This window comes from Dictyoglomus sp. GBS, assembly GCF_055179815.1.
This window is the reverse complement of record NZ_CM143687.1, coordinates 328,457-352,784: the sequence shown is the minus strand read 5'-3', so window position 1 is coordinate 352,784 and position 24,328 is coordinate 328,457. Positions and strand designations below refer to the sequence as shown.

General features: G+C 32.8%; 22 protein-coding genes. 6 read left to right on the top strand and 16 right to left on the bottom strand.

Annotated elements, in window-relative coordinates; all coding sequences use genetic code 11:
* From ACY3IT_RS01610 to ACY3IT_RS01595, 4 genes are all read right to left on the bottom strand, one after another.
* Positions 1-1,752, bottom strand: coding sequence for a BglG family transcription antiterminator (locus ACY3IT_RS01610; RefSeq protein ID WP_463083050.1), 1,752 nt, complete (start codon positions 1,750-1,752; stop codon positions 1-3).
* The gene (locus tag ACY3IT_RS01605) at positions 1,752-2,018 is read right to left on the bottom strand and encodes an HPr family phosphocarrier protein (RefSeq protein WP_463083049.1); all 267 of its coding nucleotides are present in this window, start codon (positions 2,016-2,018) and stop codon (positions 1,752-1,754) included. Before ACY3IT_RS01605 ends, ACY3IT_RS01610 begins: the two co-directional genes overlap by 1 nt.
* 132 nt (positions 2,019-2,150) lie before the next feature.
* A complete protein-coding gene (locus tag ACY3IT_RS01600; protein WP_463083048.1) occupies positions 2,151-3,635 on the bottom strand; it encodes a response regulator transcription factor in 1,485 nt (494 codons plus the stop codon).
* Positions 3,613-5,367: a sensor histidine kinase gene (locus tag ACY3IT_RS01595; RefSeq protein ID WP_463083047.1), complete on the bottom strand. Its 1,755-nt coding sequence runs from the start codon at positions 5,365-5,367 to the stop codon at positions 3,613-3,615. Before ACY3IT_RS01595 ends, ACY3IT_RS01600 begins: the two co-directional genes overlap by 23 nt.
* A 209-nt stretch (positions 5,368-5,576) precedes the next feature.
* Between ACY3IT_RS01595 and ACY3IT_RS01590 the strand changes: the two genes are divergently transcribed.
* From ACY3IT_RS01590 to ACY3IT_RS01580, 3 genes are all read left to right on the top strand, one after another.
* A complete protein-coding gene (locus tag ACY3IT_RS01590; protein ID WP_463083658.1) occupies positions 5,577-6,437 on the top strand; it encodes an ABC transporter permease in 861 nt (286 codons plus the stop codon).
* A gap of 12 nt (positions 6,438-6,449) precedes the next feature.
* Positions 6,450-7,340 (top strand): carbohydrate ABC transporter permease, encoded by an 891-nt coding sequence (locus ACY3IT_RS01585; protein ID WP_463083046.1) that lies wholly within the window; start codon positions 6,450-6,452, stop codon positions 7,338-7,340.
* Between the two features lie 79 nt (positions 7,341-7,419).
* Positions 7,420-9,120 (top strand): ABC transporter substrate-binding protein, encoded by a 1,701-nt coding sequence (locus ACY3IT_RS01580; RefSeq protein ID WP_463083045.1) that lies wholly within the window; start codon positions 7,420-7,422, stop codon positions 9,118-9,120.
* 37 nt (positions 9,121-9,157) lie between these two features.
* On the opposite strand, the gene ACY3IT_RS01575 is transcribed toward ACY3IT_RS01580, so the two are convergent.
* Positions 9,158-9,802 carry an MgtC/SapB family protein gene (locus tag ACY3IT_RS01575; RefSeq protein WP_463083044.1) on the bottom strand — a complete coding sequence of 215 codons (645 nt, stop codon included), beginning with the start codon at positions 9,800-9,802 and terminating at the stop codon, positions 9,158-9,160.
* A 595-nt stretch (positions 9,803-10,397) separates the two neighbouring features.
* Positions 10,398-11,417 (bottom strand): phosphoribosylaminoimidazolesuccinocarboxamide synthase, encoded by a 1,020-nt coding sequence (gene purC, locus ACY3IT_RS01570; protein WP_463083043.1) that lies wholly within the window; start codon positions 11,415-11,417, stop codon positions 10,398-10,400.
* 222 nt (positions 11,418-11,639) lie between these two features.
* Here purC and ACY3IT_RS01565 point away from each other — a divergent pair, with 222 nt between their 5' ends.
* Positions 11,640-12,998, top strand: a complete 1,359-nt coding sequence (locus tag ACY3IT_RS01565) for a TrkH family potassium uptake protein (protein ID WP_463083042.1) — start codon at positions 11,640-11,642, stop codon at positions 12,996-12,998.
* A 3-nt stretch (positions 12,999-13,001) separates the two neighbouring features.
* A complete protein-coding gene (locus ACY3IT_RS01560; RefSeq protein ID WP_463083041.1) occupies positions 13,002-13,703 on the top strand; it encodes a potassium channel family protein in 702 nt (233 codons plus the stop codon).
* 36 nt (positions 13,704-13,739) lie between these two features.
* Here the strand turns inward: ACY3IT_RS01560 and ACY3IT_RS01555 are convergent, their stop codons facing one another.
* Entirely contained in the window at positions 13,740-14,864 is a 1,125-nt protein-coding gene (locus tag ACY3IT_RS01555; protein WP_463083040.1) for an oxygen-binding di-iron domain-containing protein, read from the bottom strand.
* Between the two features lie 187 nt (positions 14,865-15,051).
* On the opposite strand from ACY3IT_RS01555, the gene ACY3IT_RS01550 reads away from it, so the two are divergent.
* A complete protein-coding gene (locus ACY3IT_RS01550) occupies positions 15,052-16,038 on the top strand; it encodes an acetylxylan esterase (RefSeq protein ID WP_463083039.1) in 987 nt (328 codons plus the stop codon).
* On the opposite strand, the gene ACY3IT_RS01545 is transcribed toward ACY3IT_RS01550, so the two are convergent.
* From ACY3IT_RS01545 to metG, 9 genes are read right to left on the bottom strand one after another with little or no spacing between them, the layout of a single operon-like run.
* A complete protein-coding gene (locus ACY3IT_RS01545) occupies positions 16,035-16,904 on the bottom strand; it encodes a deoxyribonuclease IV (RefSeq protein WP_463083038.1) in 870 nt (289 codons plus the stop codon). The two genes, ACY3IT_RS01550 and ACY3IT_RS01545, sit on opposite strands and share 4 nt — an antisense overlap.
* A 2-nt stretch (positions 16,905-16,906) precedes the next feature.
* Positions 16,907-17,842, bottom strand: coding sequence for a thiamine pyrophosphate-dependent enzyme (locus ACY3IT_RS01540; RefSeq protein WP_463083037.1), 936 nt, complete (start codon positions 17,840-17,842; stop codon positions 16,907-16,909).
* 12 nt (positions 17,843-17,854) lie between these two features.
* Positions 17,855-19,042 carry a transketolase C-terminal domain-containing protein gene (locus ACY3IT_RS01535; protein ID WP_463083036.1) on the bottom strand — a complete coding sequence of 396 codons (1,188 nt, stop codon included), beginning with the start codon at positions 19,040-19,042 and terminating at the stop codon, positions 17,855-17,857.
* Positions 19,043-19,055: 13 nt separating this feature from the next.
* Positions 19,056-19,334, bottom strand: a complete 279-nt coding sequence (locus tag ACY3IT_RS01530) for a 4Fe-4S binding protein (RefSeq protein ID WP_463083035.1) — start codon at positions 19,332-19,334, stop codon at positions 19,056-19,058.
* Entirely contained in the window at positions 19,331-19,903 is a 573-nt protein-coding gene (locus tag ACY3IT_RS01525; RefSeq protein ID WP_463083034.1) for a 2-oxoacid:acceptor oxidoreductase family protein, read from the bottom strand. The genes ACY3IT_RS01530 and ACY3IT_RS01525 overlap by 4 nt, the downstream gene beginning before the upstream one ends.
* A 17-nt stretch (positions 19,904-19,920) precedes the next feature.
* The gene (gene recR / locus ACY3IT_RS01520) at positions 19,921-20,529 is read right to left on the bottom strand and encodes a recombination mediator RecR (protein WP_463083033.1); all 609 of its coding nucleotides are present in this window, start codon (positions 20,527-20,529) and stop codon (positions 19,921-19,923) included.
* Positions 20,530-20,532: 3 nt separating this feature from the next.
* Positions 20,533-20,850 carry a YbaB/EbfC family nucleoid-associated protein gene (locus tag ACY3IT_RS01515; protein WP_463083032.1) on the bottom strand — a complete coding sequence of 106 codons (318 nt, stop codon included), beginning with the start codon at positions 20,848-20,850 and terminating at the stop codon, positions 20,533-20,535.
* A 10-nt stretch (positions 20,851-20,860) separates the two neighbouring features.
* Positions 20,861-22,411, bottom strand: a complete 1,551-nt coding sequence (gene dnaX, locus ACY3IT_RS01510) for a DNA polymerase III subunit gamma/tau (protein ID WP_463083031.1) — start codon at positions 22,409-22,411, stop codon at positions 20,861-20,863.
* A gap of 1 nt (position 22,412) precedes the next feature.
* Positions 22,413-24,293: a methionine--tRNA ligase gene (gene metG / locus ACY3IT_RS01505; protein WP_463083030.1), complete on the bottom strand. Its 1,881-nt coding sequence runs from the start codon at positions 24,291-24,293 to the stop codon at positions 22,413-22,415.
* Positions 24,294-24,328: the final 35 nt, after the last annotated feature.

Genomic DNA, 24,328 nt, shown 5'->3' with positions numbered 1-24,328 from the left:
TTAAATTCCCCTTTCCAAGGAATATAGCAATTTGAGTAAATAATCCTCACTGATCCTATTTAAATTTCTCAGAGATATACTTGTAGCTATCTTTTGAGATAACCATATAGTCTTAAAATAATCAAAAAGATGGATATACATATAATAGGATTTATTGTTGGGGTTACAGAACAAAATAAACTTTTCTTCTTTTGGTTCTTCCTTAGAGTAGATCCAATATAGTTTCTCCTTTATGGCAATAATAGTAGAGTCCTTAGGTATGTATTGTAAAATCTCATTTTCATCTTTTACTTCCATAATCTCTACATAAACATTTTCTTTATAAAAGTTATAAATGTAATTTTTGAACTTTTCCTCTTCATCCTTAGAGAATAATGGTGAAATTTGAAAATAGGGTGATCCAAAATTAGAAAGTGGAATAGTACTAACATATATAAATCCTTTAGAGGGATTTCGAGGTAAGTCTCTTATTGATGTTATCTTTACAACTTCAACATCTTCAAATATTTTTTTTATTTTCTCTGCTAAAAGATTCGCTGTTAATACTCCAGAAGGACATATTACAATAATCTTTTTCTTCTTAGCCATTTTTTCGAACAGTCTTAACAAATATAATGTTATATATCCTTTTTCTTCTTCTGGAATCTTTATATCAAATCTTTTTTCAAGAGTTTTTGATAATTCGCATGAAATATAGTATATAATTGGATAGTTTTTCTTTATTTTTTCTAACATATTGTTATATATGTTTATATTATTCTTTATCTTGAAGATAGCAGTCTGTATATGACTCAAAAAAACTTTAAAGATATTACTCTTAAAAGAATAAGAATTAAAGATCTCCTTTTCTAAAATACTTCTTAAATCCTTATCTTCTTTAAGAAAACTCTTACCAGATTCTAATTCAGAAGAAAGTAAGTATAGGTTTATAAATCTTTTTTCCCTATCATCTAAATTTAAATCATAAAAACTTTCTAAAATATCAAAAGGAGGATTTAAATCATAATAATTCGTATAAAAGTCCTCCAATCTATATCCTTTTTTCAATCTACTTATAGAAATCCCAATGATTAACAATAAATGAAGAAAACTATCATCAGTAAATTTTACATCCCATACATTCTCTATTTCATTTAAAAACTTAATAATTCCAAAAAAGGAGTCATTAAAAATATCAATCCAAGGTAAATTTACTCTATAATTTAAAAGTACCTCATTTAACAACTTACCTTTTTCTTCTTCCGATAAACTCTCCAAGATTAAATCCAAGATTGCCTGTCTAATATACTTCTCTTCACCTATCAATCTAATTCCATAATGAGGCTTAGCTATTATATTTAGTTTGTGATTAATCATCCATTTCTTTACTAATTGAAAATCTTTTACAATTGTAGGATGGCTCATATTGAATTTTTCTTCCCAATTTTCTAATGTTATTTTTTCTGTTGATAATAGCAGGTCAAGAATCATCAATTTATGCCTTTCTTTGTTAGTTATCTGTTCATTTTGGGATAATAAAGACATAATATAAAGATGTGAGTCCTTTTCAAGATTTGTAATATGAACACCTTTATATGGGATATGCTTAACTTCAATTCCATGGGCAAACAAAAACTCTTCAAGACTTCTTAATTCCCTTCTAACAGTAGATAAACTATAGCCTGTCTTCTCCGCTATATCTTCTATCTTTATAGGATGAGAAGCCTCTAAAATAACATTTAAAATTTTCTCTTTTCTATCCCGTTTACCCATTAATCCTCCCCTAAACCCAACTCTATAAGCTCTGAAAGGGTTTTAAGAGCTTCTTCCTCGTCCTCCCCCTCAACTTCTAATATAAGTTTTGTCCCCTGATTAGCCCCTAAAGAAAGTACTTTTAATATACTTTTTGCATCTGCTTCTTTGTTATTAGCTTTTATTATTATTTTACTCTTAAATTTGCTTGCTGTCTGAACAAAAACAGCTGCGGGACGAGCATGCAAACCTGATTTATTCTTCAATATTAACTCTTTTACTTTCATTTCAACATCTCCTTTCCTGATATAATTAAAAAACTAATTTAATACTTTTTTCAATGAAACTAAAATTATTAATTTTATATTAAAAGTATGCCAAAACTTAACTAATTGGAAAGCTATACGGAAATGTGTTTTTTAAGAGATATTTTCCTTAAATGCTTGAGGTGTTTTTCCTGTATATTTTTTAAATTTAAAAACGAAGTAATCCAGATCCTTATAACCTACCTTTTCTGCTACATCTACTACCTTCTCACCTTTCAAAAGTAATTCCTTAGCTTTATTTATCCTTATTCTATCAATATAGGTATTAAATTTTTCACCTGTATATTTCCTAAATATCTTTCCAAAATAACTACTGTTATATCCAAATTGTTTTGCCAAATCCTTTAACTTAATATCTTTATAATAATTAGCATTTATATATTCTATTATCTGAGAAAGTACATTATTGCCTGTTTTTTCTGAAAAATCTCTTAACACGTTTAATACCATCTCCTTTACAAAATTGTGAAGGTCTATAAGGGATCGCTTTTTATAAAATTCGCATATTATTCTTTTATCTAAATATTTATTAGATATCTCCTTAAAGAAAGGATAATTAGAAGAGAAATAATTTATTATATTTATAAATAGATTAAGATAACTTGATTTTATTTCTTCCTCATCATCCTCTCTTACAGTATGATTATTCATCTTTATCTCAAGAAAAAGATGAATGTTATTAAGATTTCCAAACTCTATAGCTTTTATAATCTCACAAATTATTTTTGAATCATCGGTATTTTGAAAATCACCAAATTTAGCCTCCTTAGGATAGGTTATTATTTCCTTTTGATTAAAGAGAAACTTCTTGTTCTTCAATTTTAAAGCAGTGTTATAAGATATGGGTAAGTCACTAAGTTTGAAAACTTTTTCCCCTACAAAGAATGATATATTAAATCCAAATAATTTTTTGAATTGCCTTTTTACATCCATTAACTTCCTTCTAAAGTAAGGATTCTTTATATCAGCAATAAGAAAACACAAAGAATTTCCCATAAAAGTGTAAGTTTGAATTATGCTATCAATATTATGATTTTTTTTACCCTCAATATTCAAATCATCAGTTAATACTATTTCATAAGAATCCCATGGAAAATTGAAATTATAAATTCTATTAAGATCTTCTTCTTTAACGTTTTTCAATTCTCCCTTTATTAGTTTTTCTAAAAGTTTATCTCGGGATAACTCATATAATAATTTATCACTCTTTATCTGTTCTACAATTTGCATAACCTTTTCTTTAAGAATTTCTGGATCTATAGGTTTTAAAAGATAACTCTCTACACCTAAATCTATAGCCTTTTTTGCATATTCAAATTCAGGATAACCTGTAAGAATTATAAATTTTATTCTCATACCAATCTCTTTAACTTTTTTTATTAATTCCAATCCATCCATTTTTGGCATCTTTATATCCACAATGCAAAGATCAGGATTAAGCCTTATAATTTTATCCAAAGCTTCTTCCCCATTATCAGCATCTCCCACAATCCTCAATCCATGATTTTCCCAATTTATAACTTTTTTTAAGCCACTTCTTATAATGGGTTCATCATCAACTATTAATACCTTGTACATATTTATCACTTCCTTTTAAAACATGATACGGTAGTACTATATCTACTTTTGTACCCTTTCCTACCTCACTTTGAATTCTAAGCCCAAAATCTTCTCCGTAGAAAAGCTTTATTCTTTCCATAGTATTTTTTACGCCTATTCTTTTTCCACCTAAATCTTCATTGTTAAAGATAGCTTCTATTTCATCTTGAGACATTCCTACGCCGTTATCTTCTATGGATATTATTAACTTATCCTCTTTTTTAACAACGTTTATATTTATAATTCCCTTCTCTTCTTTCTCCTCAAGACCATGTATGATAGAGTTCTCAACAATTGGTTGGATTAGAAAAGGGAGTATATATAGATCTTCTATATCCTCATACACATTTATTTTATAATCTATCTTTCCAAACCTATATTTTTGTATTTTCAAGTAATCTTCTACAAGTTCTAACTCTGTCCTTAATTTTATAGGTTTTCCTTCAAATTCTATAATTCTCCTTAAAAGGTTACCAAGCTTAAGAGTAATATCTGCAATATCCCACTGCTCTTTACATATAGCCATCATATGAATAGTCTCTAAAGTGTTAAATAGAAAATGAGGGTTCAAATTATTGGTCAATATTTTTAATTTCATTTCTTTCTGTTTGATCTTCAACTCATTGAGCATCTTTATATTTCTTGCCATATTTTTTACATTCTCAGCAAGTTCTCCTATTTCGTCCTTACCAGATATTGAAAACTCCATATCCCAATTACCATGAGATATCTCATTTACTACATTATTTAATACTGCTATTCTCTTGCTCATATTCTTAGATAATATTAAAGCAAACAAGAGAGAAAGCCCTACAGAAATAACTATCATAGCTATGGCAAATCTAAACATACCGTAAGGCTCTCTCATTATATAGTCCAAGGGTACCATACTTACAAGATAAAAATCCTTGTTATAACCAGCAAGAGGTAAATAAATACCGAAAATTCTATAATCTTTATTGTTATACTTTAAAGAATATCCTTCAGGTTGTATAATTTTTGATTTATCAATAGGGAAGATGGTACCTATTAAGTTTTCATTATTGCTCGCTACAATATATCCATCATTATTAATAAGAAAAGTATCAAAAATTTGATGATTTAATATCTTTTTGATTTCCAGTTTATTTAGATTAATAACCAAAACTCCAAAACTTTCGTTATAAGGATCTCTAAGAAGTCTTACAAGACTAAAATACTTTTCAGGATAAATATCTTCTTTCTGATAAATTAATTCCCATCTTATAAATCCATTTAGATTTATGGCAGTCCTATACCAATTCTCCTTTCTAATATAATCCTTTACTTTATAAAAAATTCCATTCTCTAAAATAGTTGGATTTTCAGAATATATTCTTATATAAGCTATGGCATTAGCGAAAAGAGTTTTATAATTTTCTATCTCTCTATACTGAGAATACTTTATAAAAGTCTCCATCGGGGATTTGTATTTATAAAGTAAAAGTTCCTTTAACCTTTGATCTATCATTAATTTATCTGCAATCTTTACTACTTCCTCTGTAATCTTCATTATCTGAAATTTTGCTGAGTTTAGATTGTTATAAACTTCTTTTGAAGAAGATTCCAAGGCAAAATCCCTAAAATGAACCACAGTTACAGTACCAAGGATAAGTATGGGGATTATCGATATGGCTATGAAACTGATTATGAGTTTTTTATACATTTTTATGTTGGAAAATTTGATAAACATAAAACAACCCCAAACTTTAAAATTTTTTAAAGTATAAATCTTCAATACAATTTTTGTAAATTGAAAAAAGTCTAATTTTTCCCTCTAAAAATTTCTATTTTTTAAGGTTTTATTAAAAGGAATATTCTGATAATTTTTGAAAAAAAGAAAGAGGGATTGAAGTGAACTACTTTATAAAGACATTAAAAAAACAAAAATACCTTATCATTATGATTTTCCCATTTCTTATATGGCTTATCATCTTTCGTTATATCCCTTTATGGGGATGGATTACAGCCTTTCAGAACTACAAGCCAGGAATACCTATATTTCAACAGCAATGGGTTGGATTGAAATATTTTAAAGAGATGTTCTCTGACCCAGAATTTTACCTTGTCATGAGAAATACTCTTGCTATGAGTATTCTTGGACTTATTTTTGGTTTTCCTCTTCCAATAATACTTGCTATTTTAATAAATGAAATCAGAAATTCTACTTTCAAAAGAACAGTACAAACTATTTCTTACTTACCTCACTTTGTTTCGTGGGTAATAGTAGCAAGCATAGTACATGCCATGCTTGCACCTGATGGGGTTGTTAATCACCTTCTTATGAGAATTGGAATAATTGAACAACCCATACTATTTTTTGGAGAACCTAAGTATTTCTGGTGGATTGTAGTCTTCTCAGACATATGGAAAGAGCTGGGATGGAATACCATTATATTTTTAGCTGCTATGACAGCCATAAATCCAGAGTTATACGAAGCAGCAGAAGTAGATGGAGCTGGAAGATTTAGAAAAATCTGGCACATCACATTACCAGGCATAATGCCAACTATTATTTTGATACTTATATTGAGTATAGGAAATATTATAAATATTGGATTTGAAAGACAATTCCTTTTAAGAACCTCAGCTGTAAGGAATGTATCCGACGTTATAGACCTATATGCCCTTGATTATGGCATTAGAGCAGGAAGATTTTCCTTCGGTACTGCAGCAGGTATTTTTAAATCTGTAATTAGCTTAATTCTTCTTTTCTCAGCAAATAAATTAAGTAAAAAATTTACAGGGTACAAAATCATTTAGGAGGACGTGAATATGAATAGAAGTTTAGGAGATAAAATATTCGATATTATAAACCACGGAATAATGATATTATTAGTTATAATAACATTGTATCCTTTCCTATATGTTTTAGCTGTATCCCTTAATGATCCTTTTGATACAATAAAAGGTGGTATCACCATATTCCCCAGAGTATTTACCTTAGATAATTACAAAGAAATATTCAATTATCCTACAATTGGTAGAGCAACTTTAATATCAACCTTAAGAACTTTAATAGGGACTATAACCAGTGTTATTTCTACAGCTATAGTGGCCTACGTTCTTAGTAGAAAAGATTTTTTTGCAAGAAAACTTATTACTACACTGTTTGTTATCACCATGTACGTAGGAGGTGGTTTAGTACCAGAATATCTTTTGATAAGAAGTTTAGGACTAATGAATAATTTTCTTGTTTATATCCTTCCAGGACTTATAAATCCATTTAATTTTATTGTTATTAGAGCTTATATCGATACCTTACCATCAGAACTACAAGAATCAGCTATGATTGATGGTGCCAATGATTTTATTATATTCTTAAAGGTAATATTGCCTTTGTGTATACCTGTTCTTGCCACAGTTGCACTATTTGTAGCAGTAGGGCATTGGAATGCATGGTTTGATACCTATTTGTATTGTGGAGGAAATAAAAATCTTACTACCTTGCAATATGAACTTCAGAAAATCCTTGCTAACGCTGCAGCAAGTTCCACCACTATTGATTACTACAGTAACTTAGATCCTACAAGAACTATGAGAGTAACTCCCCAATCATTAAGAATGGCAATGACTATAGTAACCACATTGCCTATTGTAGTTGTGTATCCATTCTTACAAAAGTATTTTGTAAAAGGAATGACTCTTGGGGCAATAAAAAATTAAGAAAGGAGGTGTTTAAAAAGAGTAATTTACAATTAAAAAATATTCTATGAAAATTAACTCTAAAGGGGGAAAGAATTTTATGAGGAGGACAGAAAAATTATTAGGATGGTTTTTTGCTATAGTATTAGTAATTAGCCTCATTTTCAGTGTAAGCATAAGAGAAGTAAATGCTCAAGCAAAATTATTTAAGCCCATGAATCCTACACCCGAAGCAAATAAGCCTATAACATTTAAAGTATATATAGGAGAAGTTAATCCCAATGATGACCAATTCAAAAGTCCAGTAGCCCAAAAGATAAAGGAACTCACTGGTGTAACCTTAGATATAGAATACGCACCTAACCAGGCTGCTGTAAGAGAAAAAATACAAATTATGGCAGCAAGCGGAGATTATCCAGATTTAATATATGCTAAAGGAGATCTTTCTCTTTTGAAGGATGCAGGAGCATTAATACCCCTTGATGATTTAATAGAAAAGTACGCTCCAAATATTAAAAAAGCTTATGGGGAAAACTTAAAGAGATTAAAATGGAGTAAGGAAGATCCTCATATTTACTGTCTTGGTTTAACCACAGATAATGACAGAACTCTTGATGTAAATGGTGGGTTCATGCTTCAACACAGAGTAGTTATGGAACTTGGATATCCAAGAATTAGAACTCTAAAAGATTTTGAAAATGCAATAAAAACATATTACAAAAAACATCCAACTACAGACGGACTTCCAACTATACCACTTACCTTATGTGCTGATGATTGGAGAACAGTAATAAGTGTAACAAATCCAGCATTTCAAGCTACGGGAGCTCCTGATGATGGAGAATTATATGTAGATCCTAAAACTTTAAAATGTACTTTCCATTATAAGAGAGCTATAGAGAAGGAATATTTTAGATGGCTAAATCATATGTGGAATGAAGGTCTATTAGACAAAGAAACATTCATACAAAAAGAAGATACTTATAAGGCAAAAATAGCAAGTGGAAGAGTTTTAGCACTAATTGATGCAGGATGGGCAGTAGGAGAACCATTTACAGCTTTAAGAAGATCAGGAAAATATGAATATATGTATGGATATTATCCTGTTACTGTAAGCGAGAGAATAAAACAGGCTCCACCTGATGTAAGAGTTGGATACACCGGTGGATGGGGTATAGCTATCACTAAAAGCTGTAAAGATCCTGTAAGAGCTATAAAATTTCTTGATTGGCTATGTACAGAAGATGCTAATATTTTGAGGCAATGGGGAATAGAAGGAGTACATCATACATATGTAAATGGAAAGAGACAATTCCTACCCGATGTGGATCAAGCAAGAAGAACAGATCCCTACTTCGGAAGAAAGACTGGAATAGGAGTATATGTATATCCATGGCCAAGACTTCCTAATTACTATATTGATTCTACAGGAAATCCAGTAGTTCCTGATACCACAAAAGAAGATATAAGAAAGAATTATACAGAAGTAGAAAAGAAAGTTCTTGCAGCATATAAGGTAGAAATATGGAAAGATCTATTCCCAAAAGCTGACGAATATCCTGTAAAAACATGGGGATATCTATGGATGTATCCAACACCAGATGAAGATATGAGAGCCATTGGAAATAAGCTCTTCGATTATGTAATTAAAAATATTCCAAAGGTAGTAATGGCACCTAAAAAAGATTTTGATAAAGTATGGGCTGAATTCTTAAAAGGCTTTGATGATTTAGGAGCAAAGAAATATGAAGAATATAAAACAAAACAAATAAGAGAAATGGTCGAATTTTGGAAGAAATAAAATAATGAAGGGGAGGGACTTTTTGTCTCTCCCCTTTCTAAATGATATCTATTTCTTTTACTGAGGATAATTTTGAAAGCTTTTCTACAATCTCTTCCATTTTAATCTTAGATGGCAATCTCAAAATTAAATTTAATTCTGCTATATTTTCATTTATAGAGTTTAAACCTATTTGTTTTATATTAACCTTAAGTTCCCCAAGAATAGTTCCAATTTCTCCTATAACCCCTGGCTTATCTTCTATTTTACATTTTAATATTAAATCTCTATGGGAACCTATAAATACTTTCTCAAGTTTTGTTGCTAATATGAGAACAGCTAATATAAATAAAGTAGTAAAAAAAGCAGGAAAATAAAGTCCTGCACCAACAGCCATACCTATACCTGAGACAGCCCATATACTTGCTGCTGTTGTTAAACCTTTTACAGAATGTTCATTTCTTAAAATAGTACCTGCACCTATAAAACCTATACCAGTAACCACCTGAGCAGCTATACGAGTTGGATCAGTATTTGGAAAAGCATAAGCTGAAACAATCATAAAAAGAGTAGCTCCCAGAGAAACCAGTATATGTGTTCTAAATCCAGCTGGTTTCTCTTCCTTTTCCCTTTCCCATCCTATTATGCCAGATAGTATTAAAGAAAAAATAAGTCTTTTTATAATCTCAAATTCCTGGATCATATTAAAAATTATATCATACTTTTAAAATAAATCGTTTTTCTCTGAAACTTTTTTATAGATATGAAAATTTTATTCTTTTATATGATCTATTAAAATAACTCGTGTTACTTATAGTAGTATTAAAATTTTTTTATATTATTGCATAAATTCAAAAAATAAGTTATAATTTTTTCGAAAGAAACAAAGCCCAGTCAGAATTTCCTTTCTCAAAGAAAGCCCCCTATTTAGGGGGCTTTTTTACATCATCGTGATTTTATCCACAGCCTACTGTAACAAATACAAAGGGTGTTTTACAAAATAAAAAACCTTGTTGTAGTAGTTAGGGGTGTGGATATTGTGGATAAGTTATAAGGAGTTAAGAAATGTATGTTTTTTGGCTGTGGATAAGTTTTCCAAAGTTTTCCACATAATCAACAATTAATATTCTATCCACAAAGTTATCCACAGATTTATAAAGTTATCCACAGAGTTATCCACAACCTATCCACAAAGTTATCCACAGTTGTGGATAAAGTTAGGACAATAAAAGATGGATCTCTTTAAAAAATGGGTATGTTATAAAGTTTACAAACATTTAAAATTGTTTATTAAAGATCTATTGAAGAAGCTCTTGGAGTCGATTTAAAAGATCTTTCATAGGAGGAGCATCAAACCATTCTCTTTGGGTTATTTCGTTAGCATAAGCTTTGTATATAGAGGATATAAGGTCTTTAAGTTCTTTTGGAAGATTTGGTGGGAATCCTACCATATTTTTCCAATTAAATCTGTCTTTCTTTTTTGCTTCTTCTATTTCCTTATACCATTCAGTTTTTCTGTAATATATTCTTGCTATTTCCTTACTTATAGGTATTCCATTATAGGTAAATCTGCATTCGTCGAGAGTTCCTAAGGCATCTACTACCATGAAATTTCTCTCTGCATCAAAAGCATATTCAAATTTTCCATCCTCGTTTATTAAACTTATTTTTTCTGCCTCATGAGTTATAAGGTCATCTATAAAAAGGGTAATATTTATAAGTTTTTCAAATTCTTCCATAGTGAGGCCACTTATTTTTTGAGCTTCTTCTTTTGATAGATATCTATCATTTACCTCTAATTTTGTGGAAAAGTCTACTATTGGTTTTTCAAGTTTTTCTCCTGGTCTTGGTATCTTGTTAAGTCCAAGATCTTCCATTTTTAAACTTCCATCCTTTAATCTTCTAAATACAGAAGAACCTTCTGGAAGGGAGTTTCTATATATGACCTCTAAAGGAATGAGAAAATTATTTTTAAGGCTTTGGAAAATAGAATAGTCATAAATATTATCTTTTAATTCAGGTTTCACTACTCTTACCATTTTAAATTCAAGAATATTAGATGTATTTTTTAGCTCAGAAAGGGATTTTACTTTATCCTCTTCTACTACTCCTATATAATGGGTTTTAATTCCCAGATTTTCTAATTTTTCAAAGAAGAAAGATGTGACTATACATATAGCTTTACCCTTATCTTCTATGAGGTCTGGCATTTCTCCATAATCAAATACAGAATATCTGTCAGAAAAGATGAATCTACCTCTACCAAGGGAATTTTCGGATGGATTCTCCAAAATTATTAAATCCTTTACACTGCCCATAAATCTCAAAACCTCTTTTAAGAGTTTTATTTTGTTTAATTATAAATATTATGTTCTTAAGTTTCAATTAAAAATGTGTTAAATTAATAACCTTATATGATATCTATATTATGGCTTCTAATTAATTTTATAAATTTGACTCATAAATGCTTTAGATATAGAATACTTAGATGTTAAGAAAAAGATTTATTTGAAAAGAGGTGTATTTTTTTCTTAGCTTTTATGATTGATGGTGAAATTGTTTCTAAAAAAAGAGGGTTAAATCCTGCTTTATTTTTGATTTTAAGTTTTGGAGCAGTAATTCTTGCAGGTACGTTACTTTTAATGTTACCTTTCTCTTCTGCAGAAGGTAAGTTTACTGATTTTCTTACTGCCTTATTCACAGCAACATCTGCTACTTGTGTAACAGGACTTGTAGTTGTTGATACAGGTACTTATTGGTCCCATTTTGGCCACTTAGTGATTCTTCTCTTAATTCAAATAGGTGGGTTAAGTTATGCTGTAATTGCAACAGGCATGATGCTTCTTTTAAATAGAAAGATACAACTTAAAGAAAGATTGTTTTTGCAGTATTCGTTAAATACTACGTCTCTTAGAGGAATTGTTTCTTTTTTAAAAAGTGTACTTATTATAGTATTTATATTTGAGTTATTGGGGGCTATTTCTTTGTTTTTTGTCTTTATTAAAGATTATTCTTTCTTAAAGAGCTTAAAATTTGCCATATTTCATTCAGTTTCTGCTTTTTGTAATGCAGGCTTTGACCTTTTAGGGGGTTTTAAAAGTTTTACAGGATATGTTTCTAATTCTCATTTAGTTTTTACAATAACATCTCTTATTGTAATTGGAGGTATAGGCTTTATTGTCATTTATGATTTTATCCAAAAATTTACTAAAAGGAAGCTACATCTTTCTCTGCATAGTAAGATGGCAATTGTTACAACAGTATTTTTAATTATTATAGGTACTATTTTTATCTTTATGCTTGAATATAATAATCCAAAGACATTGAAACCTTTAAATCTATGGTCAAAGTTTTTAGCGTCCTTTTTTCAGTCTGTTACTCCAAGAACAGCTGGTTTTAGTACTTTGGATATTGGAAAATTAAACCCTTCTACTCTTCTTTTTTTGATGGTTCTTATGTTTATTGGTGCATCTCCAGGTGGAACAGGGGGTGGTATAAAGACAGTAACTTTTTTAGTTCTTTGGTTGAGTGTAGTAGCAGTAATTTTAGAAAGGAAAAATCTTCACTTTAAAGATAGAACTATTACTTGGGATAATGTGAAAAGGGCTTATACTGTATTTTTATTGTCCATCACTCTTGTAATTTTAGGATGGTTTATTCTTCTTATAACAGAGCCATTTCCTCCTCTTTCCATTCTATTTGAAGTAGTATCTGCTTTTGGTACTGTGGGGCTTTCTACAGGAATAACTCCTTATCTTTCTCCTTTTGCTAAATTGGTTATTATTTTTATCATGTTTTTAGGAAGAGTTGGTACTGTTACTGCAGGTATGGCAATTTTGGTGCCTGTATCAAAGAGATCTCATGTTGAGTACCCAACTGAGGAGGTGAGTATAGGTTAATTTATGAAATCTTTAGCTTATAGTCTAAAAAAGGCAGGTCTTGATAAGACAAAGCTCACGAGTTTTGCAGTGATAGGTTTAGGAAGGTTTGGAGTATCGGTGGCTTTAACCCTTGAAAGAATGGGATATTCTGTAATAGCTATTGATAAAGATGAAAGTAAGGTTGAGGAAGTCAAAGATTATGTGTCTTTTGTAAGAGTTTTAGACTCAACGAACATAAATGCTTTAAGAGAGGCTGGAGTACAAAATGTAGATGTGGCCATAGTTGCTATAGCTCATGATGTGGAATCAAGTGTACTTACAGCTCTTTTGGTTAAAGAACTTGGTGTGCAATTTGTAATTGCAAGGGCTATAAGTGAGCCACATGAAAAGATTCTTGAGAAAATTGGTGTGAATTTTATTGTATATCCAGAGAGGGATATGGGAGTGAGACTTGCTCAAAGATTAGTAGCTCCAAATGTTATTGATTATATGGAGTTTTCAGCAAACGTTAAAATTTTTGAGATAGAGCCACCAGAATCAATTATAGGAAAAACAATAGAGGAATTGGAATTGAGGCGAAAATATAATTTGTCAATTTTGGCTATTCAAAGGGGAGGTAATGTTATAAGTAATATTAGTCCATCGGAAAAAATTTATAGAGGAGATATTCTATATATTATTGGTACTTTTGAAGATATGAGTGCCTTTTTACAAAAAGTATAAAATAGCTTCCAAACAAAATTGGAGGGCTTTTGATTATTATATTCTTATAGGATTAAAGATTATTCTTAATTTGTCTACCAAAGAACTGCTTCTTTTGTAAAGCAATTCTTCTGGTACCGATAAGTTATATTTTTTGAATATTGCAATAGATTGAAGTCTTATATCTTCTTTGTCTTTTTCAGAGAGATGCTGGCAGAATAAATCATATATAAATACAAAAGCAGTGGCTGGAGGTATGTAAACCTCAGAGATTACTCCATTTTCTATTTTAATAATCTCAGGATAGTTGGACATTTGAATGCTTATATTATTCAATTTCTCTATCACTGCCTTTTCTCCATATTTACTCTTTGCGTAGTCCAGCATATCATTAAAGACTCTTATATAAAGTTCTTTTTCTCTTTCCTCTTTCTTTATATAATCCAATCCAACATCAATCTCGTTTAATCTCTTTAAAAACTCTATAACTAAATCTCCCTTTATGATATCTCCATGTTGAGGGAGAATAAGTTCGGGAATAGGAGCCAATCTTCCAATTTGATCTATAGCAAGTCTTAAGGCTTCCTTTGTGGGCATGTAAACTTCATGGAAAAGCTTAATACCAACCCATGAATCTTTATCAGCATATATTCCTTCAGATTTTTTTGTAGATGCCCCTCCAAGGAGGTCTCCTGTAAAAAGGACCTTAAGTTTAGGATAATATACTGCATAAGCACCTCTAAAGTGACAAAAAGGAGTAGGAATAAATTGAAGACAATCATCACTATCTTTGCTAAACTTTAATTTTCTATTGGGAAGTAGTTCAATGGGTTGGAACCTATCTGGATCAATATTATATCCACTTGTAAGTCTCCATGTATCCTGAGAAGTAAGATAGAAGGCTTTTTTGGAGAGGTCAAGAAGAGCAGGAACAGAAGAGGTAAGATCTGGATCTTGATGGTTTGTATAAATAATATCAATATTTTCTATTCCTATAAGATCATCAATAGCTTTTACAAAATCTTTAAAACATCTTAAAGGAAGGGGGTCAAAAAGGATGTTTAGCTTAATGTTTTGATCCAAGGGACATGATAAAAGATAGCTATTAAAATTAAAGAAAAGTTGTGGATTTTTAATAAGGTATAATCCTTCTACTATCTCATATGATCTAATATCTGCCATTTTACTTTCCTCCTTAATCTACTTAATTATTTTAAAACTTATTGTAATAATTATAACACATAAGAAAAAGTAAAGGAAAGATTCTTTGTAGATAGGATTTAGATTATATGTATTAAAAGCTCTATCATCATCTTTCTTATACAATTGTAGTATAATTATTTTCAAAAATTTAAAGAGGAGGTGTTTTATGGCACTTTTTGACCTGCCACTTTCAGAGCTTTGGAAATATTTACCTGAAAGGGAAGAGCCGGAAGATTTTGATGATTTTTGGAAAGAGACCCTTGAAGAATCAAGAAAATATCCTTTGGATCCTGTTTTTGAGAAGGTAGATTTTGGACTTGAATTGGTGGAGACCTATGATGTTACTTTTTCTGGTTATAAGGGGCAGAGGATAAAGGCATGGCTTATTGTTCCAAAGGACAGAAAGGATAAATTTCCTGGGATTGTGGAATATATTGGATATGGCGGTGGAAGGAGTTTTGCTTATGATTTTCTTTTGTGGGCTAATATGGGAGTTGTCCACTTAGTAATGGATACAAGAGGACAGGGGAGTTCATGGAGTCCTGGAGATACTCCTGATTATGATGATGCACCTTTTTATCCAGAATATCCTGGATTTATGACAAGAGGTATTTTGGACCCGAAGAAATATTATTATAGAAGGGTTTTTACAGATGCGGTAAGGGCAGTAGAAACTTTACTGTCCTTTCCTCAGGTAGATAAAAATAGGGTTGGTATTACAGGGGGAAGTCAAGGAGGAGGTATAACTCTTGCTGTTGCTGGACTTTCTACCTATATTGGTATAGATCTAAAGATTGCTATGCCTGATGTTCCTTTCTTATGCCATTATAGAAGGGCTGTAGAGATTACCGATGGATATCCATATCAAGAGATAGTGCAATATTTGAAGACTCATAGAGATCATGAAGATCAAGTATTTAAAACTCTTTCCTATTTTGATGGGGTGAATTTTTCAGCAAGGGCAAAGGCTAAAGCCCTCTTTTCTGTAGGTCTTATGGATATGATATGTCCACCATCTACTGTTTTTGCAGCCTATAATCATTACAAAGGAGAAAAGGATATTAAGATTTATCCTTTTAATGGACATGAAGGTGGAGGTACTTTCCATACTTATGAGAAGATGAAATTTGTGAAGAAATATTTGATAGGTTAGTCGGAATTTTCAAGTATTTTTCTTATTATATGTAAATTATAGAGGTCTGCCATGGGAGAGTCCTTAGGAGTTTCAAGTATTAAAGGAATTCTTCTTATGGTTTCAATTTTTAATAGATTTTGGAAGGCTGTAACTCCCATGGCACCTTTTCCTACATGGGCATGCTGGTCCCTTTTTGATCCAAGGGGAAAATGGGAATCATTTATATGGATTAAAACTAATTTTTCTTGAGGTATCTTTTCAAAGAAATTATAAAAGGTTTCTCTACATACTCTCTCATTTTTGAGATTATATCCAGCTGCAAAAAGATGACATGTATCAAGACAGAAATAGATATCAGGAAATTCTTCATATACAGAGATTAAATCTTCTATTGTAGACCCCCATCCGTCTCCTTCTCCTGCACTATTTTCCATAATAAGTTTTGCCCTTTTAACTCCGTCAGTTTCAAAGATTTTTTCTAAGGCTTTTAAGAAATTTTTTTTAGCTACGTCTTTTCCCATTTTTTTACTGCTTCCTGCATGTATAACTACTCCTTCCCATTCCATTTCTTCGGCAATTTTTAATTCTTCTTTTACCTTTTTTATAGATAGATTCCATACTTTTTCATCGGAGGATGCAATGTTAACCACGTAGGGTGCATGGATGAATATGCTTGAAAAAGGAAAGGTGGGAAGTTTTTCGTTATTAGGTCTGTAGCTCCTTGGATTTCCAGAAAATATTTGAGCGGTATTTATCTTTAATAGTTTTATATCTTCCAAAATAGCTCTATCGCCTCGGAATAGATGTACTCCCAGTTTATAATCTATATTCTTTTTTATGGGGATGGCACCTCTCCTATAGGAGAGGTGCCTATTCTTATCCATGACTATTTATTTGTAACTTCCTCAAGTCTGAGGAGTCTATTCCATTCTTCTTCTAAATCCTTTTTAAGATCTTCTAATATGTGGGCGTTTTCTGGCTTTAAGAGATGGGCAAATCTTCCTTGTACCTTGATATATTCTTCAATGGGTTTAAATCCTTTTGCGGGTTTGTAATTTATTTTGTATTTTCCATCTTCTACTTCATAAAGGAACCAAGCTCCAGTTTCTACTGCAAGTCTTGATATGCTTATAGCAGAATTATCTGGTGTTCTCCATCCTCTGGGACATGTGGAGTATATGTTTAAGAAGGCAGGACCATCTGTATTTACAGCCTTTCTTACTTTTTCCATCAGATCTCTCCAGTGGCTTGGGGATGCTTGTGCCACATATCTTGCACCATTAGCTACCATCATTTCAGTAAGATTTTTTCTCTTTTGAGGTTTACCAGGAATAACTCTTCCAGCTGGAGAGGTTGTGGTAAAGGCTCCTCTTGGGGTTGCACCAGATCTTTGTATACCTGTATTCATGTAAGCTTCATTGTTGTAGCATATATATACAGCCCTGTGGCCTCTTTCAATGGCGCCAGAAAGGGCTTGGAGACCAATATCATAGGTACCACCATCACCTGAGAAGCTTAAAAATCTTATCTCTCTATTTATTTCTCCCTTTTTCTTTAAAGCTCTATAAGCTGCCTCAACTCCTGATATGGTAGCAGCTGCATTTTCAAAGGCGCTATGAATCCATGGTACATTCCATGCTGTGAAAGGGAATATGGTGGTTGCTACTTCAAGACATCCTGTAGCGTTTGCTACTACCACTGGTTCGTCTATGGCATTTAATATCATTCTTACAATAATGCTGGCACCACAACCTGCACATAATCTATGTCCACTTACTAATCTCTCTTCTTTTAATGCTAATTCTCTGAGATTTATTGCCATTTTTAGCACCTCCTATTCTCTTACTCCGATGTAGGTAAGAGGATTTGGCTTACCCTTCTTACCTATCTCCATAAGTTCTTCAAATACCTTTTCTATATGGTTTGTGGTGATGTCTCTTCCACCAAGACCATATACATAGGCTTGGGCTATTGGTCTCTTATCGAAATGATACATGGCAGATGTGATCTCATGATAGAGAGGTCCTCCAAAGGATCCTGGTACCATGCTTCTATCAAGGATTCCTACTACTTTTACATCCTTTAATGCATTGACGATGTCCTCGGTGGGGAATGGCCTAAAAACTCTTATTTTAAGGAGTCCTACAGGAAGCCCTTTTTCTCTAAGGCTATCTACCACTTCTCTTGCTGTACCTACTGTAGAACTCATAGCTACTATAACATATTCAGCTCCATCCATCTTATATTTTTCAATCACATCATAGTATCTTCCTGTAAGATCTCCATATTCCTTTCCTACCTTTTTGATAATGGGGAGAGAATTTTCAATAGCATGTGCTTGGGCTACTTTAAACTCAAAGTAGGAGTCGGTAAGGGCAAGGGGTCCAACAGAGATAGGATTATCCACGTCAAGTAGAGTATATTTTGGTTTATATTTTCCAACAAAATTTCTAACCACCTCATCATCAAGAAGCTCAATGGTTTCTACAGAATGACTTGTGATAAAACCATCATATCCTACCATTACAGGTAATCTTACATTTTCATTTTCTGCAATCTTTACTGCTTGGAATATATTATCATATATTTCTTGTACATTTTCAGAGAAGATTTGTATCCATCCGGAATCTCTTGCTCCCATAGCATCGCTGTGATCTCCATGAATGTTAATAGGAGCAGATAAAGCTCTGTTTGCAACTGTCATTATGATAGGTAGCCTTAAGGATGCCGCTATATAAAGCATCTCCCACATGAGGGCTAAACCCTGAGATGCTGTAGATGTCATAACTCTTGCTCCAGCAGCAGATGCTCCGACACAGGCACTCATAGCACTGTGTTCGCTTTCCACAGGTACAAATTCGGTATCTACTTCTCCGTTTGCCACATATTCAGAAAATTTTTGTACCACCTCAGTAGATGGAGTTATAGGATAAGCAGCTACTACGTCAGGATTTATTTGTTTGAAAGCTAATGCTGCTGCCTCATTTCCCTCTATAGCAATTTTTCTAACTTGGGTTTTCATCTTCTTCCCTCCTTTACTTTTCTTCTTCTTTCATGGTTATGGCTTTTACAGGGCATTCTGCTGCACAGACTCCACAGCCTTTACAATAATCATAATCAATGTATACTTTTTGCCCATCAAATTTTACTGCAGAATCTGGGCAGAAGAGCCAGCAAAACATACATGTAGTACATTTATTGTAATCTATTTCTGGTTTAAAGGTTCTCCAATCTCCAGTTTTATACTCTTTAGATGTAGATGCTGGAAGGATTGGACCCGAATTAACTAATTCTTTCCATCCTGGAAGTTTCATTCTCCTTTTACCTCCTCGTAAGCTCTTTTTATAGCTTGAAGGTTACCCTCGATAACCTCGGGTTTAAATTTCCCTTCAAATTTCTTTTTCAATTGATCGAGTACATCTTCTAAGGAAATTATTGGAACTACTCTTATAAGGGCTCCAAGCATTGGGGTATTTGGTATTGGCCTTCCAATAGTTTGAAGAGCTATACCAGTAGCATCTACGGTATAGATTTTCCTATCTGAGATTCCAAGATCTTTTCTAACCTCCTTAGGATCTTGAGTGGTATTTACAATGATGATCCCATCAGAAGGTAGCCCTTCTAATACATTTACTTTTCCTATTAGACTTTTATCAAGAACTACCACTACGTCTGGATTGTATACTTGGCTGTGTATTCTTATAGGTTTATCACTTATCCTTGTATAGGCCTTCATAGGTGCTCCGGTTCTTTCTGGACCATATTCAGGGAAGGCTTGTATAAATTTTCCAGCCTCCATGGCTGTTTCAGCAAGGAGATAGGAAGCGGTCTTTGCTCCTTGCCCTGCTCTAGCATGCCAGCGAACTTCTAACATATCCTTCATACTTCAACCTCCTTTTTTTAAAAATTTATTTTCAGTTCCTGTCTTCCATCTATAGCATGGATTAAGGTAATTTCATCAGCAAAATCAAGCTCTGTTCCTGCAGGAAGTCCATGGGCAAGACGAGTAACTTTTATTTTATAAGGGATTAAAAGACGAGCTATATAAAGGGCAGTTGCTTCTCCTTCTGGGGTAGAGTCAGTAGCTAGTATTACTTCCTCTATATTTCCCTTTTTAACCTTTTCTATTAGTTCATTTATTCTTAAATCTTCTGGAAATACACCATCAAGGGGAGATATAAGTCCTCCAAGGACATGGTAAACTCCCTCAAAATGTGATGTCTTTTCTATAGCCCATACGTCTTTTGGATCTGCCACTACACAGATAATAGATTGCTCTCTATCTGGATTAGAGCATATTTCACATGGATCCTTTTCGGTGAGATTATAACATATAGAACAATATTTTGTTTGTTTTTTAACCCTTAAGATGGTGTTTGCTAAATGCTCTACATTCTCTTGGGGTTGTTTTATAAGGTAAAAGGCTATCCTTTGAGCTGACTTAGGCCCAATACCAGGTATCTTTTTTAGCTCATCAATGAGCTGTTCAAATAAGCTTTTTTCATGCATATTTTAGAAAAGTCCAGGAGGAAAAGGAAGTCCATCAGTGAGACTTCCCATTTTTTCAGCTGCCTTTTCTTTTGCCTTTGTAAGGGCATCTCTTAAGGCAGCTGAGATGAGATCCTCCAATACATCTACCTCCTCTTTATTAACTACTTCGGGATCTATTTTTACTTCTTTTACTTCCTCTTTCGCAGTCATTACTATTTTTACTACTCCACCACCTGCTGTACCTTCAACTAAGGTCTGTTCAAGTTCTTGATCAATTTTGGCCATTTTTTCTTGTATCTTCTTAAGTTGTTTCATGGCTTCAAATGGATTTCCTTTCACTTTATCCCTCCTATTCTAAGGTTTTTCCCTTAAAGAAGTTTCTTATCTCCTCAGTAGAAAGGTTCTCCTCTTTCTTACTGGAAATTTTGGGATTGTCTAAAATTAGATCATCTTCCATGGTAATAAATTTTACAGGAATCTGTACCCCATAAACCTCTCTTATTTTTTCTTCTACTACACTTCTATTTGGTCTTTCTTCTAATCTCTCTTTAAGGAATGATAATGTCTTGGGAAGGCCAAGAACTAATCTTCCTTCCTCATCAATTCCTACAATTCTTGCCTCTCTAAGCATGGCTTCTAAGGATACTTTTTTCTTCTTTACTCTTTCTAATACAGTTGTCCATTTATCCTTGACAACCTCTATATCTATACCTTTTTCTTCTGATTTCTTTTCTTCTTTTACTGGTTCTTGCTTTTTAACTTCTACCTTCTTTTCTTCTTTCTCTAATGGTGCTTCTAAAATTACTTCTCCACCTTCTGGTTTTATGAAGAGAGGAATTAGAAGCATTTCCATAACTAAGGGGGCGTTGGTAAGGTCTCTAAGTCTATTTTCTAAGATAAGAAGCTGATCAATTATTTCTTGTAATCTTTTTATGGTATATAGTTTCGTTTCCTCTATAAGTTCGTCATATTCTTCCTGAGTAAGGGAGAGAATATTTCCAACCCTTGGATCTGCCTTAAGAAGAAGTAAATTTCTAAAATGCCGTAAAAGATCCCTTGCAAATTGTTGTGGGTTTTTACCCATCTGAAATATCTGTTGAAGAAGACTGTAACCTTCTGCTAAGTTATATTCTCCAAGGGCCTTTGCAAAGGTATAAGTAAATTCATAGGTGGGAAGACCAAGAAGGTTTCTTGCAAGTTCTTCATTGATCTCTTGATCTCCATATACCAAGAGCTGTTCAAGAAGACTAATGGAATCTCTTAAGGAGCCTTGAGCTTGTAAGGCAATGAGTTTTAATGCTCCTTCTGTTATTTTAGCCCCTTCTTTCTCTGCAATTTTTGCCAATTGTTTAACTATCTCATCCCTTGTTAATCTTCTAAAGTCAAATCTTTGACATCGGGAAAGAATAGTTAAAGGTACCTTTTGAGGCTCAGTGGTTGCCATGATAAATACTACGTGATCTGGAGGCTCTTCCAATATCTTTAATAGGGCATTAAAGGCTTCATTTGTTAACATGTGGACTTCGTCTATGATATATACCTTATATCTATCCCTTACAGGTAAGAGTCTTGCTTTCTCTCTGATATCCCTTATCTCATCTATTCCACGATTAGAGGCAGCATCTATTTCAATTACATCTATGCTTCTTCCTTCTGCAATTTCCATACAAGAGGCACACTTTAGACATGGAGTTGGTGTTGGACCTTCTGCACAATTAAGAGATTTTGCTAAGATTCTTGCAATAGTAGTCTTTCCTGTACCTCTTGGACCTGCAAAGAGGTAGGCATGACCTATATGGTTATACTTAAGGCTATTTTGTAATGTTATTACTATATGCTCTTGGCCTACAACTTCTTCAAAGGTTTGAGGCCTATATTTTCTGTATAATGCTAATGGCATCTTAACTCACCTTCGATCCTGGGTCTACCTCCTTTTCAGGAGTCAATATGGCAAGGCGACCCTTCGAATCCTTGGCTGCAAGAAGCATACCTTGAGATTCGTATCCTCTTATTTTGGCCGGCTGTAGATTATACACCACAATGATTTCCCTTCCTACCATATCTTCAGGTTTGTAATGTTCTGCAATTCCTGCTACTATTTGTCTTTTTTCGTCCCCTAAATCAATCTCCAAAAGAAGCAATTTATCGCTATTTTCAACCTTTCTTGCTGATAATACTTTGGCTACTCTGAGATCTATCTTTTTGAATTCCTCAATAGGGATCTTTGGCTCTTCTTTAACTTCTTCTTTCTCTTCCTTTTCCTTTCTTTCTACTCTTGGGAATAAGATTTTACCTTTATTTAGTTTCTGCCCTACCGGGATCTTAACATCCTTAATAAGGTCCCAAGAGAATTGTGGATCTTGATATCCTAACTGCTCTTGTATTTTAACAGCTGAGTCAGGTATAAAGGCATAAAGGAGAATAGATATTCTTCTCAAAGTTTCTAAAAGGGTATAGATTACGGTATTTAATCTTTCTTTATCGGATGTTAAGTTCCAAGGAGCTTGTTGATCTATGTATCTATTGGCATCTTGAATAACTTCCCAAATACAACTAAGGGCAGATGAGGGGTTGAATTTTTCCATTTCATCTTCTACTCTTTTTGCCATTTCTTCTGTTTTTTCCAATAAGGCTTTATCTTCTTCTTTCATTTCTGATGGGTTTGGCACTTTTCCTTCACTATATTTTTCTGCCACTGTAAGCACCCTATTTAAAAGATTTCCAAGATCGTTGGCAAGATCTGAAGTATATCTTCTGTGGAAAGCTTCATCACTATATTCCCCATCTAATCCTAAGGGGACTTCTCTAAGTAAGAAGTATCTTAAGGCATCTACCCCATAAATATTAATTAATTCATGAGGATCTACTTTGTTTCCTTTTGATTTTGATATTTTTCCACCCTTTATGGTCCAGAATCCATGAGCAAGGACAGTTTTTGGCAATGGAATATTTAGAGCCATGAGGATGGCAGGCCATATGATAGCATGGAATCTTAAAATATCTTTGCCTATAAGATGTACATCTGCAGGCCAATATCTTCTAAATTTTGTATCATCATCACTTAAATATCCAAGGGCACTTATATAATTTACCAGCGCATCAAACCATACATATACTGTATGCTTTGGATCAAAGGGTACAGGTATTCCCCATTTTACCGTAGTTCTTGTAGCACTTATATCTTTCAATCCACTTTTTATAAAGCTTATTACTTCATTTTTCCTTGACTCGGGGTACACAAATTCTGGATGTTCCTCAATGTATTTTAAGAGAGCGGGACCAAACTCGGATAATTTGAAATAGTAGGTTTCTTCTTCTAAAAATTCCACAGGTCTTCCACAATTGGGACAGTTACCATCATGGAGTTCCTCTTTTTGATAGAATGTTTCACAGGGGGTGCAATACCATCCTGCATAGGTACCTTTGTATAGATACCCATTGTCATATAGCTTTTGAAATACCTTTTGTACTACTTCTTCATGTCTTTTCTGGGTTGTTCTTATAAAATCATCATTTGTTATTCCAATTTTTTTCCATGTATCTAAAAACTTCTGGGCCATCATATCTACATATTCTTGAGGAGAATAGCCTTTTTCTTGGGCGGTTCTTGCTAATTTTTGGCCATGCTCATCAAGGCCGGTTAAGAAAAAGACATCATAATCTTTTAGCCTATAAAATCGGGCAAAGGTATCCGCAACGATCGTAGTATATACAGTCCCAATATGGGGTTCAGAATTTGAATAATATATGGGAGTTGTTATATAGAATTTATTCTTTTTCAAGGTCTTTCGCTCCTTTCATTCCTATAAATTCCTTG